Raw genomic sequence first — 17,841 nt, forward strand, 5'->3', positions numbered from 1 at the left:
CATGCTTTCACGTGTTGCCAACAAAATCTACTGGATGGCACGATACTTGGAGCGTGCCGAAAACACTGCGCGGTTGATCAATGTCAATACACACCTATTGCTTGATTTTCCAAAACGGGTGAAATTGGGATGGGAGCCCATCATCGATATCACAAGCCGTAAAGACAATTTTTATAGCTTATATGAAGAGGCGGATGAGCGCAGCGTGATACGATTTATGGTCACCGATCTTCGTAATCCTGGCTCAATCCTCTGTGCGCTTAACATGGCGCGCGAGAATACTCGTAACATTCGTGACATTATTCCACGAGAGGTTTGGGAACAAGTGAATGCGCTTCATTTGACCGCAAAAACAAATGCGAGGAGCGTGCAAACACAGCGGCACCGCTATGATTACTTGCGTTCTATCATACTGGGTGTACAAACCATTAGCGGAATGCTAGCCGGTACTATGACGCACGATGCAGGGTATGATTTTTTGCGCATGGGGCGTAACCTGGAACGTGCTGATATGACAACACGTATTGTTGATGTTCGCTCCGCTACACTACTGCCGGACATGTCGGAAGCCTTATCTCCATTTGAGAATTTGCAATGGGTCAGTGTGCTCAAATCACTCAGCGCTTATCAGATGTACCGCCGTGAAATGCGTTTGCGCATAAGCCGTTCGGATGTTCTGAAATTCTTATTGCAGGAGGAGCGCTTTCCACGTGCTTTTTATCATGCCATATGTCAAGTGCATAATTGTTTGGAGAGTTTGCCGAGCAACGAGAAAACGCTACTGTTAATCACCAAGTTGCAACAAAAAGTGCAGAATTCCAAACTGGGAGCATTTGATCAGGAAAAACTACATGAATTTATTGATGAGCTCCAACTTGGAGTGATTAAGATACATGATAGTATTAATAAAACCTATTTCTGATAGATTAGAAGTATCGTCCAATTGATGATAGGCCCAAAGTAAGTATCCGCTTAACTTAGTTATTTCGGCAAATACGCATCCAGAAAATACTGCCATGCTGTTCGATTGCCCCTGGAGGCCAATTTGACCAAAGGGGCTTGAGAATGTCTGATAACTCAGGATCCACAGAAGCAAAAACGCTTGGTAGAATGACCTCCAGCCAAGAACAATCTCCCAGCAGATAACAAGCAAGCAAATATTGCTCTGACCAAAACCAGTCCACAGTACTTTCCGGGTAGTCAAAAGGCAAGCAGATATCATGAATGCCTACCCACACGTCGTGTGGCAGCTGCGGTAATATGTCGAGAAAAAATACAGTCGTGTCGGTATGCATAAAACAACGATGTGAGCCATCCATAAAGATGATGTCACCCGCTTTGATCTGATCAAATAGGGATAGATCCACTTCCTCCAATGGTTTGCGGTGTATTTCATTACATAGGTTGTCGCACATGGCTCGTGGAGCTGGATCGATTGAAATCAATCTTGTTGCTGGGCTATGTTCCCGCATGGCTTTCGCGATGAAGCGCGTAGAATTGCCTGATCCAATTTCCAGAAATGTCTTTGGTTTAAGGTTCGCAGTCATGCTATAAAGGGTTGCCCCGTCCATACCTGGGATGAAGCCGTTGACCCAATAAGGGTTTATCCCTTCAGGGTCATCATTGCATGCGATCGTTTTTAAATCATCGACATATTCCAGACATATCTGGAGTGTGGCTTTGTAGGTATGGCGATTTTTATTTAGCTTGGTTGCCAATAAGGGGTGAGGCTTGTCCAGCAGCGGATATCTTGGAGGCCTTCCTACCGGATAATCAATTGTCAATTTGTTGGTAAGCATAGCTCATCTGATTCAACGATATAAGCACTGATGGAGTCAGCACTAGTGTGGAACGGCATTTTACCGTTTACAAAACCAAACAACAAGGCAAATCATAACATCCTTACGGCCACCCCAAAACTCAACCCAAGGCACGGCTTGATCCAGTACAGTAATTATTCATCTAATACATTTGGACTATTTGTTGTGTTATACCTTAAACCAGTCGGCAGCATGACATTGGATCTGGTTCGAGGGTCGGAGATGTGTACAATAGCGCAAAAAAGCTAACCAAGAACCATCGTGCCTTCGTGTTTACCGATCAATAATCGATATACTTTCCGTAGACTGATGCACTTAGTCATTGAATTCAGACTACAGATCTCCAGAAAATTTTAGAAAAGCGTTTTGCGCGCCGCTTATTGTTAATATAACAGATGCAATTATGTGACAAGATATGGAAACTCAAGGAAACCATCTATGAGCGATAGCAACCATAACAGCAATAACAGTAGCGGACGCTCCACATCTGAATTGCTGGAAAACGTGGTCGTTGTGTATCGCAGCGACACTCTGAAAGTGGGGGAGATCAAGAACACCTTGCATGAACGCGGTTTTGGCGTTCTGCTGGCTATTGCCGCACTACCACTTTGTCTTCCCGTACCCGTGCCACCTGGGTACACAACATTCTTTTCCATTCCGCTATTCATATTTTCGGTACAAATGATACTTGGTATGCGGGCGCCTTGGCTGCCGGTCTGGATCGAAAATAAAGAAATCAAACGCTCCAGTATAGAAAAATTGATCGTCAAGGCTAACCCTTGGCTCAAGAAAATTGAAAAACGCTTGCAACCTCGGTTGACGTATATCAGCGTACACACTTGGGAAAGAATTATTGGCATTTTTACATTCGTTTTTGCTTTATCCATAGCGCTCCCTATTCCTCTGACCAATTTCCCGCCTGGCTGGGGAATTCTGATTATGTCATTGGGTTTGCTTAGTAAGGATGGCATCACCATACTCATTGGCATGATCGTCGGTACGATAGGGGTTGGTATTACCATGATTATCCTCGCGCTGCTCTGGATGGGTATGGCTCTGCCAACATTTTATTAAGTAAGACTGAATGGATGAGCATGTTTCTTGCAGTGTACAAATCCAGACAAGCAGCAAAGCAACGTATGTATCACCCCATTGCTTTTTCCAGGATTCGAACTTAAAATGCCATCTGTTACGTGCTTTTTGTATGCCAATCAAACAATGCAGCAATTGTTGGCATAGCCGCTAAGAAAGCTGTACATCAATGGGAAACTAGGGTTCCGGCCAATGTAAGTGAGGTGACTGGTCCAAGAGTTTCCGGTCTCATGATAATGAGGCTCCACGGAGGGATAAAAGCCCGGGAGATCTGGTCGTGTATCGCTGATACACGGATCTTTCGGTATTATTTCTCAATCAAGGAGACTTGTTATGTTCAAAACTTCGAAACCAGCTGGTGAGTTAGCGACGTCGGCGGTACATTCGATGCGTCCCAGCATGAACATCTGGCACAGCTTTACGCTGGGCTTTGCGGTGGTGTCCCCAATCGTGGGGCTCTATGCCATCATCGGTGTGCAGACTACTGTGACGGGTGGTGGGTGGTTTGCTGCACTGGTGATTTGTTTGTTGATGCAATTGCTGGTTGCAACCGTTTATGCGGAATTGTCGTCGCAATATCCGATTGCCGGTGGTGCGTACAAATGGGCAAGGCAGCTTTATGGCACCACTGCCGGTCATTATGCCGGGGTCATTTATGTCAGTTCCACCATTGCTATGCTGACCACGACAGCATATGCAGGCGGCATTTGGTTTGCCGGTTTTTTTGGATCGGAGGGCGAAAGTGGTGGTGAGAAAGTTTTATGGGCAATAATTTTTCTGGCTTTGTGCACTCTGTTGAATCTGGTGCATGTCAATGTTTTCAAGCTCATTATCAAGCTCGGAGTGTATGCTGAAGTAGTCGGATCACTGGGTATTGCGGTGCTGTTATTCTTGTTTTTCCGCCAGCACTCTTTCATGGAATTGTTTCAGCATTTAGGTACCGGTACTGCACCCAGTAGTATCGCTGCTTTTCTCGCGGCACTTGCTATCGCCGGTTGGGCATTCATTGGTTTTGATGCTTGCTCGACTACCGCAGAAGAAACGCATCAACCAGAGCGCGCGGTACCACGGGCGATATTTTTTTCGCTATGCGCAGTCGGTACGGTGGTGATTTTCAATTCAGCCTCACTGGTATTAGCTTTTGATCATGATATTTTGATTAACAGCAGCGTGACTGCCGATCCGATTACGCCGTTAATTGCCAGCCATTTCGGAACATGGATTGAAAAACCGTTTCTGGCGATTGTCATGATTGCATTTCTTGCTTGCGGGGCATCGGTAGTCAAATACACTTCACGCATTGTTTTCTCAATGGCACGTGAAGGCAATTTACCCAGCATGCTCAATCGAGTCACACCCGCCGATACACCGCGTAATGCCATTCTCTTCACTGTCCTGATGGCAAGTTGCGGGTTAATTTTTGGACTTAACGACGATGCGGTAGCTACCATTATCGCATTTGGTACCGGCGGTCTTTACGCCATGTTCGCATTCACCACCGGAATCGCGTTGTTTGCCAGATTAACCGGCCGCTGGAATCCGGATTTGGGGCAACTAAAGCTGGGAAAATGGGGATTAGTCATTAATAGTCTGGCATTTTCCTGGGCATTGTTCGAGCTCATCAATATTGCCTGGCCACGCCCTTATGCCATAGCAGCCGATGCGCCATGGTGGCAGCTATGGGCTACGCCACTGGTGCTGGGCAGCATTCTGAGCGTTACGACAATTTATCTGTTTTTTAGTAAATTATTGAGGAGTCGACCATGAATCAGCCAATAATCATCTGGAAACCAACCATCCCGGGCGGGTGCCACTGGTCGGGTATTATCCGTCGCGGAACTACACTGCGTTTAATCGATGTCGATGGAGGCGCGAATGCAGCGGTATTGTTTTTTAATCAGGAAGAAAAGCTTGAGCGCTACAACATGGCAGACACCCTGAAATCGCAGCACACTTTTCACTTAACCAAGGGCCATGCCTGTCACTCAGACATGGGACGCATTTTCTGTTGCATCACGGCGGACACCTGCGGCTGGCACGATACTGTGTGCGGCTTAAGTGATACCAGTCTGATCCAACAAAAATATGGTACCGCGCGTTTTCAGGAACATCGCAATCAAATGTTTCGCAGTGGTCTGGATGGTCTATTGATCGAACTGGGCAAGTGGGATTTGGGTATGCGCGACATCGTAGCCAACATCAATTTTTTCAGTAAAGTCACAGCCGATACTTCGGGTGAATTGGCTTATCAGTTTGATCATAGTAAGGCGGGTGATTATGTCGATTTGAGTTTTGTAATGAATACGCTTGTTGTACTATCCACGGCACCGCACCCGCTGGATCCCAAGAAGCCGTATCAACCAGGCGCAGTCAATTTGGAGCTGTTTAATACACCGCCGCAGGTCATCAAAGAATGCCTGCATATCAGTGAAAATATCCGTGCGTTACAGAACGTGCAAAACTTTTATTGTGAAGGTGCGAAATGAATACTTCTTATCTGCATACCAGCCTACTCGATCCCAAACATGCCGTGATCGATGAAATTTGTGCCGCCGGAGAATCTTGGGTAAAACAGGTCAAACAGGGGCAAACCTTTCGCATTGTCGATCTGGAAGGCAACCAAGCGGTCGATACTCTGTTCTATAACGCTCATAACGCACAAGAACGTTATAGCGCAACCGACACCATTAGCCGGCAAAATAAAGTGTATTTGTCGACTGGCAGCAAACTTTATTCCAATCTTGGTCATGTCATGCTCAGCGTCATCGCGGATACTTGTGGGCAGCATGATACGTTGGGCGGTGCCTGCTCGGCGGAGAGTAATACCGTGCGTTATGGGTTGGAGAAACTTCCTATGCACAGTTGCCGCGACAATTTTCTGCACGCATTGGCGCACGATCCGTTGTGCCAGCAACTGGGCATGAGCAAGCGAGATTTGCCCAGCAACATCAATTTCTTCATGAACGTCCCTGTCACGGAAGCCGGTGGCTTGGAATTTGCCGATGGCGTATCTGCACCAGGCAAATATGTCGAAATGCGTGCGGAAATGGATGTCGTCGTACTGATTTCCAACTGCCCTCAGCTCAACAATCCGTGTAACGCGTATAACCCGACGCCGATCCAGTTGTTGATTTGGGATTGATTGCATGTTTAGCAAAGTACTCATCGCCAACCGTGGTGCCATTGCGTGCCGTATTATCCGCACCCTACGCCGCATGCAAATAACCAGCGTAGCTGTTTATACCGAAGCCGATGCGTTATCGCGTCATGTTAGCGAAGCAGATGAAGCGTACTGTATTGGAGAAGGAGTTGCAGCGGAAAGCTACTTGCGCCAGGATAAAATTCTTACAGTTGCGAAACAATCCGGCGCTCAGGCAATTCATCCAGGCTACGGATTCTTAAGCGAAAATTCTGATTTTGCGGCGCAATGTGCAGCGCAGGACATTTGTTTTATTGGCCCCACGCCACAGCAAATGCGTGCTTTTGGTCTGAAGCACACGGCACGGGCTTTGGCGATGGAAAATCAGGTACCGTTGCTACCCGGAACCGGCTTGCTGGAAAATCTGGAAGTCGCTTGCCATCAGGCCAAGCATATTGGTTATCCCGTTATGCTGAAAAGTACTGCCGGAGGTGGCGGTATCGGCATGCGCTTGTGTTGGAATCAGGATGAATTGATTGGCGCCTACGAATCCGTTAAATCCCTTGCACAAAACAATTTCAAGGATGCCGGTTTATTTTTGGAAAAATATGTCGACCAAGCACGCCATATTGAAGTGCAAATTTTTGGTGATGGTAAGGGTCAGGTTGTCGCATTGGGTGAGCGCGATTGTTCGATGCAACGGCGCAACCAAAAAGTCATCGAGGAAACGCCCGCTCCCAACCTTGCACCCAATCTGCGGCAGGCATTGCTGGATACGGCAGTACGTCTCGGAAAAGCCGTTAATTATCAATCTGCCGGCACAGTTGAATATATTTTTGATGCTGCCAATAGTCAGTTTTATTTTCTCGAAGTCAATACGCGCCTGCAAGTTGAGCATGGCATCACTGAAGAAGCTACCGGCTTTGATCTGGTGGAATGGATGGTGCGGCAGGCAGCTGGAGACTTGCCTTCACTCGATTCTTTCACGATCAGTCCTAGCGGTGCTTCCATTCAGGTACGGGTGTATGCCGAAAATCCGTCAAAAGACTTCCAACCTTCCAGCGGCACACTGACTGGAGTGGAATTTTCTGCTGCTGCGCGTGTTGAAACCTGGATCGAACGCGGCATTGAAGTATCGGCGTTTTATGACCCGATGCTGGCGAAAATTATCGTCCATGCGCCGGAGCGGCAAGCCGCCATTGCCAAGCTGCTGACTGCATTGGAGAACACATCGTTGCAAGGGATTGAAACCAATCTCGCTTATCTCGAGCAAATACTGCATAGCACGGTGTTCCGTAACGGACAATCAAACACACAGTTTCTCAACGGATTCCATTTTCAGCCACACAGCATCGACGTTCTGAATCCCGGTGTGCAGACTATGATTCAAGATTATCCGGGACGTATCGGTTACTGGAATGTTGGTGTTCCGCCTTCCGGGCCGATGGATAGTCTGGCTTTTCGTATTGCCAACCGGCTGGTTAATAATTCCGATGATAGCGCCGGGCTGGAAATTACAATTGCGGGTCCGATACTGCGCTTTAATTGCGATAGCATCATCGCAATTTGCGGCGCACCGATTGATGTGCTGCTGGATAGCGAGCCGCTGTCGCAATGGCAATCGCATTTTGTCAAAGCAGGTTCACTGTTGCAATTTGGCAAAATCAAACAGGGCGGCAGCCGGGCTTATCTCGCCGTGCATGGCGGCTTTCAGGTGCCGGATTACCTGGGCAGTAAATCCACTTTCACGCTTGGACAGTTTGGCGGACACGCCGGACGTGTATTGCGTGCCGGCGATGTGTTGCATATTCCTCTGCTTCCATCTCCTCACCCTTCCGTTTCACAGCGCTTGCCACACGAATTGATTCCACAATATTCCAACCGCTGGGAAATTGCAGTGTTGTATGGTCCGCATGGCACGCCTGATTTTTTCACTCCAGCAGATATCGATCATTTTTTTGCTGCGGAATGGAAGGTACACCACAACTCCAGCCGCACCGGCGTACGTCTGATCGGCCCTAAACCACAATGGGCGCGTAGCGACGGCGGGGAGGCTGGTCTGCATCCTTCCAATATTCACGATAATGCTTACGCTATTGGCGCCGTGGATTTTACCGGAGATATGCCGATCATATTGGGTCCTGATGGCCCCAGCCTAGGCGGCTTCGTTTGCCCAGTCACCATTATTCAAGCAGAACTATGGAAAACCGGGCAACTCAAACCCGGCGACAGTATCCGCTTCTACCCCGTATCAATAGAACAGGCGATTGCACTGGAACAACAGCAAAATCGATTAATTCAGGATTTTCAGGTAGATAACCAACAACCGGTTCATTCCATTGCCGGGAAACTGGAAAGCCCGATTTTACATTGTATCCCCGAAAGTAAAGAACAGATACAAGTGGTTTATCGCCAATCCGGTGACAAATATCTGTTGATCGAATACGGTCCGCCAGTACTTGATCTGAATTTGCGCTTTCGTGCTCATGCCTTAATGACTTGGTTACAGCAGCGTATCGACGACGGGCTTCGCGGCATACTGGATTTGACCCCTGGTATCCGCTCCTTGCAAATCCATTTTGAATCCCGGCAGTTGCCGCGCGAGGCATTATTGGAATTGCTGATTAAGGCCGAAAAGCAACTACCTGCGATTGATGACATGGAAGTGCCGTCCCGCATCGTTCATCTTCCTTTATCCTGGGATGATGCCGCGACACAACTGGCTATTGAGAAATACATGCAGTCGGTACGCAGTGACGCACCTTGGTGTCCGAGCAACATTGAATTTATCCGCCGTATTAACGGATTGGACAGCATTGAGGATGTTCAACATATCGTTTTCTCAGCCTGTTATTTGGTAATGGGATTGGGAGATGTTTATTTGGGCGCGCCTGTGGCTACCCCACTAGATCCTCGCCATCGTTTAGTAACTACCAAATACAATCCGGCCCGTACTTGGACGCCTGAAAATGCGGTTGGTATAGGCGGCGCTTATTTGTGCGTGTATGGCATGGAAGGTCCCGGTGGCTATCAATTCGTCGGACGTACGATACCGATGTGGAATCGCTACCGTCAAACAGAGGATTTCACAGATGGCAAACCCTGGCTACTACGTTTTTTTGATCAGATCCAATTCTATCCGGTCAGTGCAAATGAATTGCTCAAGTTACGTAAGGATTTTATTAGTGGACAGCTGAAACTACGCACTGAAGCAACAGTTTTGAACCTGAAACAATACAATACCTTCCTGCGCCAGCAGGCTGCCAGCATTAATACCTTTAAGACTATGCAACAAGCGGCATTTGAAGCCGAGCGGCGAGACTGGGAAGCGAGCAATCTGTCCCACTACGCCAACGAAGATATGTTGGATGAAGCGGACGCACAAGGTGAACTGGATTTGCCGGAGGATGCGCAAGCGATCAGTGCGCAAGTAACGGGCACAATATGGAAACTATTGGTTAAAGAGGGTGAGCGTATTGAGGCAGGCAAGCCCGCAATCATAATTGAGTCGATGAAAATGGAATTTGCAGTAGATTCACCGGTTACCGGCACGATACGGCAGTTGTTTTGCAAACAAGGAGGATACGTATCAGCCGGACAGGTGCTGTTCGTCATTCAGGAAGAAAAGTGATGACAAAAAAACTTCTCCCGCTTGGCGACATCGCATCTTTGCTGCAGTGTTATGCGAACGGCAGACTATCACCGACTCAGTTGGTAGAAGCAATTCACATCGAGATTCAGAGTGATCCCGATCACGCTTGGATTTCCACGCTCTCACTGGAATCATTGCGAGGCTATGCCCGCACAGTGGAGACTAAAGGTATGGCGGCGCTCCCACTATATGGCATACCTTTCGCCATCAAAGATAATATAGATTTGGCGGAGTTATCAACCACGGCAGCTTGTCCGGCCTTTGCCTACACACCTTCGCATAGCGCAACTGTGGTGCAAAGATTGATAAATGCAGGTGCAATTCCCATCGGCAAAACCAATCTCGACCAATTCGCTACTGGACTCAATGGTACACGATCTCCCTATGGCGCTTGCCGCAATGCATTCAATCCCACTTATATTTCTGGCGGCTCAAGTTCAGGTTCAGCTGTCGCCGTAGCCAAGGGGCAGGTATGTTTCAGCCTCGGCACCGATACTGCAGGCTCAGGCAGAGTTCCTGCCGCTTTTAATAACCTGGTCGGATATAAACCCACTCGAGGCTGGATTTCGACACATGGCGTAGTCCCCGCCTGCCGTTCTCTTGATACAGTGTCCATCTTCGCCTTCACTGCTGCTGATGTAGCGCGCATCCTGGCAATATCAGCCGGCTATGACGCAGCAGATATCTATTCTAGAGAAAGAAAAAAGCATGGTTTCAATTTTGGTGCTGCTCCCCATTTTCGCTTTGGCTTTCCGCGCAAACAACAATTGAAATTTTTCGATAATCATCATAACGAACAGTTGTTTAATAAAATAATCACTCGCATGCAAGCGCTAGGTGGAGAAGCTGCCGAGATTGATTTTGAACCCTTTCTTGAGGCCGCTAAGCTTCTTTACGAAGGTCCTTGGGTAGCTGAACGTTATGCAGCGATTCAGTCATTCTTCGAGTCGCATGGGGATCAAATTATTGCACCGGTGCGTGAAATCATCGCAAGCGCTAAACAACGCTCGGCTGCCGATGCCTTCAATGGGATTTATCAATTACGCCACTTTAAACAACATGCAGATCAGATTTGGGCCAGCGTTGATTGTCTGTTAACCCCCACTGCTGGAACGATCTACCCCATTCAAGCCATACTGCAAGATCCAATCCGTCTTAATGCCAATCTGGGTTATTATACCAATTTCATGAATTTGCTCGACTATGCAGCAGTCGCTGTTCCTGCTGGCTTTCAAACTAATGGACTGCCCTTTGGCATCACGCTGGCAGCTCCGGCCCACCAAGATGAGCCATTGCTGCATCTTGCCAACCGATTGCAGCAAGTTCAATCACTACCTCTGGGCGCAACCGGTATTACATTACTTCAGGACACGTATTTTCCTGCTACATCTCAATCGGGACAAGTGCGGATAGTTGTTTGTGGCGCACATTTATCCGGCTTGCCTTTGAATGAGCAATTAACCAGCCGTCGAGGCCGGTTAGTGACAAGCACCACTACTTCATCCGACTACAGACTCTACGCATTACCAGGCAATCCTCCACAACGTCCTGGCTTGGTTCGGGTTAACAAAAATGAACAGGGCGTTGCGATTGAAGTGGAAGTTTGGGAGCTACCAGTACGTGAATTAGGAGATTTTGTAGCCAATATTCCAGCGCCGCTAGGAATCGGCACAATTATGTTGGCAAATGGTGAGGCGCTGCTAGGCTTTATTTGCGAGCGTTACGCCGTCGAGAATACAATAGATATCAGTCAATTTGGGGGATGGCGTAACTACCTGCAACAACTAAATATCACCATAATAAAACCCTAAATTAACTTGATCGATTTAAGAATTGCGCAGATTTTAGAGCGCATTGGATCACTTTTTCCCTGCTGAATCCAGCTTTTCTCAATCAAGTGGTAGGTAACAGATGCGAGTATCACGGTACATGCTAAGGTTGCGAGAAGAAAGACCAAGCCGGCATTGATATTTAAATTCTTTAGACTCAAGATGATGGGCAGGTGCCATAGATAAATGCCATAACTAATTTTTCCCAAATAATCGATAATTCCGGAAAACCACCCAAGCGCCGTATTCGGCAGTGCAATCAGGAAGATTATTATCGCTGCGGCGCTTAAGCCAGTCAGAACTCTGAAAAAGCCCACATAATACACAGAGCCCCAGTAGTTAGGCGTCACCCACAAAAGCTTGATCATGATAAAGCCTGCGCTGATAGCAATCAGCGCTTTGATTCCTAAGTGAGCCAAATCATTGCGATTGCCTTTAACCAGAACCCATTTGCATGCGGCAATGCCAAATCCGAATACATCCAGTGAGCCGGGTAATTGAGCAGTTGCAAACCATAGCTTATGCGCACCTGCTGAGTGCAGCACGTAAAATGCCGCTATCTTCCACATGCAGGCGATTGCGCTAAACACCAACAGAATTTTCAGTGGCGAAGCACGTTTGATCCATTCCCAGAAAATAAGAATGAGGAGATAAAACTGCATTTCCACAGCGATGGTCCAATTTACGCCATTGATTGCGCCTTGAGTACTAGGAAAAAAATTATGAAAGAATAAAAGGTGTGAAATGAATTGAAAGAAAATGTTAGATAGAGGCGTAAATAGGATTTGTGGCTGAATGAGGAAAACAAAAATAATGCAGGTAAAGAAATATAGGGGGGCGATTCTAAAAAAGCGATGGGAGGCATAGACCGATTTCCATGCAGATCCATAAGATTTCTCCAGTGAGAATGCACTAAAATAAATGACAAATCCACTGATCACAAAAAATAAATCAACACCTAACCACCCGGTTCGCCACCATAAGTTGAGTCCTGTCACGGGAAAAGACGACCAGCTCGTATGTTCAATTACGTGATAAACGACAACACTGATCGCTGCAAATGCGCGCAACTTATCCAGATTTGAAAAACGAATATTAGAGTCCACACGCAAGTTGCTCATAAAATCATCTTTTTATGTGCTCGGGAATTCTCGGTTTATGTTTGCCGGTTGACTAACATACCGGAAACAAGTCTAAAATCAGAAACAATGATCAATTTTTTCCACTTTATATAAGCGCTGGGATAGTGACGCATTTTGATGTGGAGTATATGCAGTCGGTGGATAATCACTCAGTAGATCTTGATTGCTATGGATTTCGATTTCGGATTGGGTGTGCTGCGGATTGCTGACATCTTTGATGGTCATGATCCAGTTTCCATTGCCATGGGTAATCGTTTCGTTGATTCTCCCAGAATACCTTGGGTCGTGAATTTCTGTGATGTAATATGTTTTCGCAGCTTCGTCGTGCATTTGCGGGTATCCGTGGACTTGCAGCGATTCATGATAGATGAAATATGTCGTGATATCACGCCAGGTATGACGATGCCATTTCGGCAAATGAAAGCCATCATCGCTTTTTAAGCATTCCGCAATTTCTATATAATTTTTACCGCTGCTGTGGCTATAAATAACCTTCTGGCTTAGTAATGCTTCTCGTGCAGGTGCTGTCATGCAAGCGGGCAACAGGAGCCCGCATAGCCCGCATAGCAGAAATGTGATCAGTCTATTCTGGGAGGAGTGCATATCAAATTGAAAGTATTTTTATCCGGTTCCGCAGTTGTCGAGTTGCTGAGGATTCGCACTTGATGGAAAAGTCGAATGGTATCAGATACTCTTTTCTTTTGTATTGTACACTTGGGCGAGGGCCGAAATTTATCAAAGGCCGGTTAGGCAATGCAGGAAGAGACTCGATATGCTCTGCAGGTAATAACACAATTTTTCAGATTGTTATGAAAAATTCTTGGGCTGTCCATACGGATAATTTTTTGAGCATACCTTGGTTTATAGTAAACTCTCGTTTTACTAGTTACAATTAATATTTTTCAGAAATTAATCAGACTCTATTATTTACTTAGGATTGTTCATGAATACCGAAGATTTTCGTCCCGAAAAAGAAATTAAAGTTTTTTATCCACCGCAACGGGTTTTGATGGGGCCCGGACCATCGGATACGCATCCGCGTGTATTGAATGCTATGGCTCGCCCAACCCTGGGGCACTTGGATCCCGTTTTTACCGAGATGATGGAAGAAATCAAAGGCCTGATGCGCTATGCCTTCCAAACCAAAAATCGCATGACTTTCCCGGTTTCTGGGCCTGGGTCGGTGGGTATGGAGATGTGTTTTGTCAATATGATCGAGCCGGGTGACAAGGTGATTGTTTGCAGTAATGGGGTGTTTGGCGGTCGTATGATCGAGAACGTCGAACGACATGGTGGTGTTGCGGTCGCGGTGATGGATAAGTGGGGAGAGCCGGTCGATCCACAGAAAGTTGAAGATGCGCTGAAAAAAAATCCCGATACCAAGATTATCGCGTTTGTGCATGCTGAAACCTCAACCGGCGCTTCATCAGATGCCAAAACGCTGTGCGAGCTTGCACATAAGTATGATTGCATGACCATTGTTGACACGGTTACATCGCTTGGCGGGACACCCATCAAGGTTGACGAATGGGGAATTGATGCGATCTATTCCGGCAGTCAGAAATGTTTGTCCTGCCCTCCAGGCCTATCGCCGGTGAGTTTCTCCGATCGTGTGACGGAACTGGTTAAAAATCGCAAAACCAAAGTGCATAGCTGGTTCATGGATATCAGTCTGTTGTTGAATTACTGGGGATCGGCTGCGCGTACTTATCACCATACTGCGCCGACCAATGCGCTGTATGCATTGCATGAATCTTTGCTGATGCTGGCGGAAGAAGGTTTGGAGCATTCCTGGGCGCGTCATCGCAATAATTACGAGGCACTCAAAGACGGTTTTGCGGCATTAGGAATGGATTATGTGGTTGCTGAGCAATATCGTCTGCCGCAATTGAACTCCGTTTTTGTGCCGGCTGGTGTTGATGAAAAAGAGGTACGCCGCCGTCTGTTAGCTGAATATAGCCTTGAAATAGGTGCTGGATTAGGTGATTTCGCCGGGAAAGTATGGCGTTTCGGATTGATGGGCACATCTAGCAGGATAGATAAGGTGATTTTCTGCCTGAATGCGCTGGAAACGATCTTGTCCGATATGGGAGTGAAAGTAGAGCGCGGTGCTGCTGCGGCTGCGGCGCATAAGTGCTATGCTGCAAATCCTATGCTCTAAGACCATATTCAGTTAGTTGCAATAGGACAATTTGAACCACTTTCTTATCGGATGCGATGGGGAAGTGGTTAATTTTTTGTAATCCAGCATGGATAATCCGGTCATTATGGTTTTGGGTTTTCCTGTATCGATAGCTGTGGCAGCACCACTGTTGTCATTTTTGTTATCATTCTTCTTCATTTTATGGTTGATTAAAGTAAGAACGGACTGGGTTCTGGATCGACCCAATGAACGTTCGCTTCATTCTGTGCCCGTTTCGCGTATCGGTGGTTTAGGCCTGCTTCTTGGAGTAGTTGCAGTTTGGTTGTGTTTCTCGATTACGATTCCTAATACAGTATTAATTGGTGCCGGGTTGTTGATGGTAATATCATTGGCTGATGATGTTTGGCGAATTCCGGTTTGGTGTCGGCTGATGGTTCACACGGTAGTTGCCATTGGATTTTCCATCGTATTTTTATTGGATGCCTATGGCTGGGGGCTTGTGATTTTCACGGTTGTAGTAGTTATCTGGATGTCGAATCTTTACAATTTCATGGATGGTTCTGATGGTCTGGCGGGTGGAATGACGGTGATTGGATTCGGAGTCTACGGATGGCTTGCCTACGTGGCAGGCAATAACAATTTTGCTGTGATAAATTTTTCGATAGCTGCGGCGGCAACGGCTTTTTTAATTCATAATTTTTATCCGGCACGTATTTTTATGGGTGATGTGGGATCGATCCCTCTGGGATATCTGGCGGCTGTCATAGGCTTGCTGGGGTGGCTTGATCGACTTTGGTCAATATGGGTACCCGTACTTATTTTCTCACCTTTTATCGCAGATGCAACGGTAACACTGATAAAACGATTATTTCAAGGAAAAAGAATCTGGCAAGCGCATTGTGAACACTATTACCAACGCATGGTTCAAAGCAGTTTAGGTCATCGGAATACAGCGTTAGTGGCTTATGGGTTGATGCTGACAACCGGAGCAAGTGCGGTATGGGCTAATGCGCAAGATGTGGCGTTACAAATCCGGATGGCGATGATTTGGGGGAGTGTGTATTTGGTATTAATGGTTGTTTCTGATTGGCATCACAAAACTCACTCCGATCAAGGATAAGATAAATGTTTTCCAACCGATACGGAATCCGTACTTTTATTGCTTTTACCCATGACTTTATCGCAGTTGCTGCGGCTTGGTGGGTGGCTTATTTGTGCCGTTTTAATTTTGAAATACCACCTTCATCAGTAATATTTTTACTGCAAACCATGCCTTGGATTGTATTGATCCAAGGCAGTTTCTTTTTGTGGTTGGGGCTTTATCGAGGGTTATGGCGTTATGCCAGTTTGCCTGATTTAAAAAGAATTGTTGTGGCTGTGGCTGTCGGCTCAGTAGCGGTCACGTTAATGTTGTGGTTATTTAACTTGTTGGGCAATGTTCCCGGTGCAGTAATGATGCTGGCTCCATTGTTATTGCTGCTAATTATGGGCGGTAGCCGCTTGATATACCGGGCGTGGAAAGAACGTCGTCTGTACAGCCTGGAAAGTTATGAAGCGAAGCTGGTATTGATTTTGGGTGCTGGCAGAACGGCCGTAAATCTGATGAAAGCTTTAACAGGAAGTCGTGAGTGGCATGTGGTGGGTATACTGGATGATGACCCCAGAAAATTAGGTACGCGCTTACAGGGCGTGCGTGTGCGTGGGACGATCAGCGAATTGCCGCAATGGGTGCAGAAACTGAATGTTGGGCATGTGATTATCGCTATACCATCCGTTTCTCGCCGGATACACCGACAAGCTTTGGAGATGTGTTCGGAAATCGGCGTGAAAGCGATGACAGTGCCTTCCTATGCGGATTTGATCAACGGTAAGACGACGGTGTCACAGATTCGTGAAATCCAACTGGATGATTTGTTAGGTAGAGCCCCCGTGGTTTTGGATGACGAGGGCTTACATGATTTGTTGACAGGAAAGGTGATTCTGGTGACAGGAGCTGGCGGTTCGATTGGCGCGGAGTTGTGTCGCCAACTTGTTGCATTTGAACCAAAATATATTGTTTTTGTTGAGCTAAGCGAGTTCTCGCTCTACACTGTTCAAGAAGAATTCTTGACTCGTTATCCGGCAATGAATATGTCATTTGTAATTGGTGACATCAAAGATCATGCGCGGATGACACAATTATTCACGCAATTTCATCCTACAGTAGTTTTTCATGCTGCTGCGTATAAGCATGTACCACTGATGGAGCAAGAGAATGCGTGTCAGGCTATTTTGAATAATGTGCTGGGTACTCATGTGCTGGCCCAGGTGGCGATTGATTTTGCGGTGGAAAAATTTGTGTTGATTTCCACCGACAAGGCGGTCAACCCTGTGAGCGTCATGGGCGCCAGCAAGCGCCTGGCAGAAATGGTATGCCAAGCTTTGCAGCAATCTATCTCAAAGCATGTAAATTTTGATCAGGATCATCCATCGCACCAGACCTGTTTTGTTATGGTGCGGTTCGGCAATGTACTGGGTAGTGCCGGCAGTGTCATTCCAAAATTCCGTGAGCAGATTGCAAAAGGCGGTCCGATTACCATCACCCATCCAGAAATGACACGTTATTTCATGTCTATTCCGGAAGCTGCGCAACTGGTATTGCAAGCCGGGTTGATGGGCGGTACGCAAAGTGGTGGTGAAATATTTGTGCTGGATATGGGGGATCCGGTGAAAATTGTTGATCTGGCCAATGATTTGATCCATTTGTCCGGTTTGGCGGAAGGTGATATTCGTGTTGAATTTACGGGATTGCGTCCAGGTGAGAAGCTACATGAGGAGTTATTGTCGACAAGCGAAAGCACACTCCCGACACCGCATCAAAAATTACGTATTGCGCAGGCATGCCAGATGGATGAACAGTGGCTGTCGGAGTTAACGACTTGGCTGGATAAAGTGACCGTATTAAGCGATCAGGAAGTTCGTGAGCAGCTGACTAAATGGGTGCCCGAGTATACCCCTAAAGGAGTGGAGCATTGAGCTGTCAAA

13 protein-coding genes and 1 riboswitch are annotated in these 17,841 nt (G+C 46.9%); of the genes, 10 read left to right on the plus strand and 3 right to left on the minus strand.

Going from position 1 to position 17,841, the window contains the following annotated elements:
• Nucleotide 1: 1 nt before the first annotated feature.
• The gene (locus Q0C11_RS00630; protein WP_293004830.1) at nucleotides 2-922 is read left to right on the plus strand and encodes an alpha-E domain-containing protein; all 921 of its coding nucleotides are present in this window, start codon (nucleotides 2-4) and stop codon (nucleotides 920-922) included.
• A 55-nt stretch (nucleotides 923-977) separates the two neighbouring features.
• Here the strand turns inward: Q0C11_RS00630 and Q0C11_RS00635 are convergent, their stop codons facing one another.
• The gene (locus tag Q0C11_RS00635) at nucleotides 978-1,799 is read right to left on the minus strand and encodes a class I SAM-dependent methyltransferase (protein WP_293004832.1); all 822 of its coding nucleotides are present in this window, start codon (nucleotides 1,797-1,799) and stop codon (nucleotides 978-980) included.
• Between the two features lie 459 nt (nucleotides 1,800-2,258).
• Here Q0C11_RS00635 and Q0C11_RS00640 point away from each other — a divergent pair, with 459 nt between their 5' ends.
• The 6 genes from Q0C11_RS00640 to atzF all read left to right on the plus strand — a co-directional run bounded on the left by Q0C11_RS00640 (nucleotide 2,259) and on the right by atzF (nucleotide 11,514).
• The gene (locus Q0C11_RS00640; RefSeq protein ID WP_293004833.1) at nucleotides 2,259-2,894 is read left to right on the plus strand and encodes an exopolysaccharide biosynthesis protein; all 636 of its coding nucleotides are present in this window, start codon (nucleotides 2,259-2,261) and stop codon (nucleotides 2,892-2,894) included.
• 184 nt (nucleotides 2,895-3,078) lie between these two features.
• Nucleotides 3,079-3,183, plus strand: a riboswitch (guanidine-I (ykkC/yxkD leader).
• A gap of 62 nt (nucleotides 3,184-3,245) precedes the next feature.
• The gene (locus tag Q0C11_RS00645; RefSeq protein WP_293004834.1) at nucleotides 3,246-4,679 is read left to right on the plus strand and encodes an APC family permease; all 1,434 of its coding nucleotides are present in this window, start codon (nucleotides 3,246-3,248) and stop codon (nucleotides 4,677-4,679) included.
• On the plus strand, nucleotides 4,676-5,398 hold the full coding sequence (locus Q0C11_RS00650) for an urea amidolyase associated protein UAAP1 (protein ID WP_293004835.1): 723 nt from the start codon (nucleotides 4,676-4,678) through the stop codon (nucleotides 5,396-5,398). The genes Q0C11_RS00645 and Q0C11_RS00650 overlap by 4 nt, the downstream gene beginning before the upstream one ends.
• Nucleotides 5,395-6,054, plus strand: coding sequence for an urea amidolyase associated protein UAAP2 (locus Q0C11_RS00655; RefSeq protein WP_293004837.1), 660 nt, complete (start codon nucleotides 5,395-5,397; stop codon nucleotides 6,052-6,054). Before Q0C11_RS00650 ends, Q0C11_RS00655 begins: the two co-directional genes overlap by 4 nt.
• Nucleotides 6,055-6,058: 4 nt before the next feature.
• Complete coding sequence (uca, locus tag Q0C11_RS00660) at nucleotides 6,059-9,682, plus strand: urea carboxylase (protein ID WP_293004839.1); 3,624 nt, start codon at nucleotides 6,059-6,061, stop codon at nucleotides 9,680-9,682.
• A complete protein-coding gene (gene atzF / locus Q0C11_RS00665; protein WP_293004841.1) occupies nucleotides 9,682-11,514 on the plus strand; it encodes an allophanate hydrolase in 1,833 nt (610 codons plus the stop codon). Before uca ends, atzF begins: the two co-directional genes overlap by 1 nt.
• Here the strand turns inward: atzF and Q0C11_RS00670 are convergent.
• Together Q0C11_RS00670 and Q0C11_RS00675 are read right to left on the minus strand one after the other, a co-directional pair.
• Nucleotides 11,511-12,653, minus strand: coding sequence for an acyltransferase (locus Q0C11_RS00670; protein WP_293004843.1), 1,143 nt, complete (start codon nucleotides 12,651-12,653; stop codon nucleotides 11,511-11,513). The two genes, atzF and Q0C11_RS00670, sit on opposite strands and share 4 nt — an antisense overlap.
• Before the next feature lie 78 nt (nucleotides 12,654-12,731).
• Entirely contained in the window at nucleotides 12,732-13,205 is a 474-nt protein-coding gene (locus Q0C11_RS00675; RefSeq protein WP_293004845.1) for a hypothetical protein, read from the minus strand.
• 412 nt (nucleotides 13,206-13,617) lie between these two features.
• Here Q0C11_RS00675 and Q0C11_RS00680 point away from each other — a divergent pair, with 412 nt between their 5' ends.
• The 3 genes from Q0C11_RS00680 (at nucleotide 13,618) to Q0C11_RS00690 (ending at nucleotide 17,832) form a co-directional block, all read left to right on the plus strand.
• Nucleotides 13,618-14,835, plus strand: coding sequence for an alanine--glyoxylate aminotransferase family protein (locus Q0C11_RS00680; RefSeq protein ID WP_293004847.1), 1,218 nt, complete (start codon nucleotides 13,618-13,620; stop codon nucleotides 14,833-14,835).
• A gap of 88 nt (nucleotides 14,836-14,923) precedes the next feature.
• Nucleotides 14,924-15,937 (plus strand): glycosyltransferase family 4 protein, encoded by a 1,014-nt coding sequence (locus tag Q0C11_RS00685; RefSeq protein WP_293004849.1) that lies wholly within the window; start codon nucleotides 14,924-14,926, stop codon nucleotides 15,935-15,937.
• Nucleotides 15,938-15,942: 5 nt separating this feature from the next.
• A complete protein-coding gene (locus Q0C11_RS00690; protein WP_293004851.1) occupies nucleotides 15,943-17,832 on the plus strand; it encodes a nucleoside-diphosphate sugar epimerase/dehydratase in 1,890 nt (629 codons plus the stop codon).
• The last annotated feature ends 9 nt before the right edge of the window (nucleotides 17,833-17,841 follow it).

Source organism: Nitrosomonas sp. (genome assembly GCF_022842015.1).
Taxonomy (GTDB): Bacteria; Pseudomonadota; Gammaproteobacteria; order Burkholderiales; family Nitrosomonadaceae; genus Nitrosomonas.